This is a genomic window from Actinomycetota bacterium (assembly GCA_036280995.1).
Lineage (GTDB): Bacteria > Actinomycetota > CALGFH01 > CALGFH01 > CALGFH01 > CALGFH01.
This window is the reverse complement of the sequence record DASUPQ010000954.1, coordinates 1-2,135: the sequence shown is the minus strand read 5'-3', so window position 1 is coordinate 2,135 and position 2,135 is coordinate 1. Positions and strand designations below refer to the sequence as shown.

The following is a 2,135-nucleotide window of genomic DNA, read 5'->3' as shown; positions in this document are numbered from 1 at the left end:
TGGCCACGGCTCGGTTCTCAGGCGAATGACCGGGCGATCACCTCGGCCTGTTCGACGTCGTGGACGCGGGACGAGCCGGGGGCGGGTGCGGCCATGCGGCGTCGGGAGATGCGGGTCAGGTCGGCGAGGTGCTGTGGGAGTTTTCGGGTAGTTCGAGGCCGAAGTAGGGCCAGGCGCCTTGGTTGGCTGGTTCCTCTTGCACCCAGCGGATGTCGTGGGCGTTGGGGTAGCGGTCGAGGACGGCGGCGAGTTGGCGGTGTGGCAGCGGGTAGAGCTGCTCGATGCGCACGATCGCGGTGTGGTCGGCTTTCCTTTTGTGACTCTCCGACCCAATCCGTGGGTGGGTTGATCTTGGGCTAGTGGTGCTCGGGGTTGTCGCGCCGCGCGCCTGGCGGGGCGGGCCCCCTTGGGCCTGCCCGCGGGGTGTGGCTGTCCAGGGGTCGCAGGGGCTCCCGGGTCAAGGGCGGCCGCAGGCCGTCGCGTCAGCGATCGCGTAGCGACCCTTGAGGCGGGAGGGGCGGCCCCGTAGCCTGCGCGGCGCGGCCCAGAAGATCAGCGGCGGCGCAGCCGCCTCCGTTCCGCCGGCGCAGCCGGCGCCGTAGGTGATCATGCAGTCGGGCTGTTAGGCGCCGCGGCCGGGTAGGGGTGGGCGGATCCCGCTGAGGGCGAGCATGGCCAGGGCGATCAGCGCGTCGGCGGAGGCGAACCCGAACGCCATCCGCTGCAGCAATCTGATCTTGGTGTTGGTGGACTCGATCAGGGCGTTGGACAGGTCGTGCTCGAGGGTCGCGTCGATCGTCACCCGGTGTTTGCGGATCTTGCGGCCGAGGGAGACGAAAGCGGGGATGCGGCAGCGGGCGGCCCAGGCCAGCCACCGGTCCAACGCCTCCTTGCCGGCTTGGCCCTTGACCGCAAACACGTACCGCAGGCCCTCCTTGAGCAGGTAGGCACGGTGCAGCCGGGGATCGACCTTGGCGATCCAGGCCAGCTTGTCGAGCTGGCGGTCGGTGAGGTTCTCCGGGTTCTTCCACAGCGCGTAGCGGGCGTTTTTCAGCCGCCGGGCCCTGTCGTGTCCGGGGCGGGGGGCGGCGTCGGCGCGGGGTCGGCCCCGGGGTCGGCCGGGCTCGGTGCGGGCCAGCGCGCGGGCGTCGTTCCAGGCCTGGCGGCGGACCTCGTCGAGGGCTTCGGTGGCCCAGGCGACGACGTGAAACGCGTCCGCGCAGCGCACCGCGTTCGCACAGCGTTGGGCCACCACATCGGCGATCCAGTCCGCCGCATCGGCCGACACGTGGGTGATCTGGGCGCAGCCCTCGGCGCCGAGCAGGTCGAAGAACCGGTGCAGTGTGTGCGTGTTCCGGCCCGCAGCGGCCCAGATCAGCCGCCGACTGTCATGGTCAACCACGACGGTCAGGTAGCGGTGACCCTTCTTGTAGCTGATCTCGTCGATCCCGATCCGGCGCAACCCGGCGAATCGGCTCGTCCCGGCCATCGCGTCCTCGGCGACTCGAGTGACGATCGCCCCCACGGTGCGCCAGGCGATCCGCATCAACTCGGTCACCGCGCTCTTCGAGCAGGCCACCGCCAGCCAAGCCACCTGATCATCGAGGAACCGGGTGTGCCCGGCGCCGTGCCGCGCCCACGGCACCGCGGCCACGACCACCCCGTGCTCGGCGCAGCGCACCCGCGGCGCGTCGGCCTCCAGCACCGCCTGCACCGTGCCCAGATCCAGCGCCCGCCAGCGCCGCCGGCCTGCCCCGGAGTCATAGCCCGGGCACCGCCGCCGACACACCCCGCAGCGGCGCCGCTCCCCACGGGCCGGTCGCACATGAGCGATCAACAGGGCCTGGCCCTCAGCGAACTCGACCCGCTCGACCCTGGTCTGCTCGACCCCGAGCAGCCTCGTCCATACCCTTGCGTTGCGCACGCCGTTCCCTCGCCCTTGATCGATCCCAGCCTGGTAACTGGAACCGTAGGCAGGCAACGGCGTGCGCCCCTACGTAGCGATCACGTCGCCCACGGATGCGTCAGGAGAGCCGTTTCGCGACGAAGTTCGTCAACCGCGAGCTGCTCGAGCTCGACCCGCAGGGCCGCACACGCATCCGGTTCTCGCTGATGCCCGAGCGGGACGCGAAGCT

Annotated in this window: 1 protein-coding gene and 2 pseudogenes; 1 reads left to right on the top strand and 2 read right to left on the bottom strand. The window is 71.1% G+C overall.

The window, feature by feature from the left end; genetic code table 11:
* Window positions 1-17 precede the first annotated feature (17 nt).
* Together VF468_31715 and VF468_31710 are read right to left on the bottom strand one after the other, a co-directional pair.
* Window positions 18-295 (bottom strand): annotated as a pseudogene (locus VF468_31715) (hypothetical protein).
* A gap of 327 nt (window positions 296-622) precedes the next feature.
* Entirely contained in the window at window positions 623-1,924 is a 1,302-nt protein-coding gene (locus VF468_31710) for an ISL3 family transposase (GenBank protein ID HEX5882851.1), read from the bottom strand.
* A 104-nt stretch (window positions 1,925-2,028) separates the two neighbouring features.
* Here VF468_31710 and VF468_31705 point away from each other — a divergent pair.
* Window positions 2,029-2,135: pseudogene (locus VF468_31705) on the top strand (spore photoproduct lyase family protein).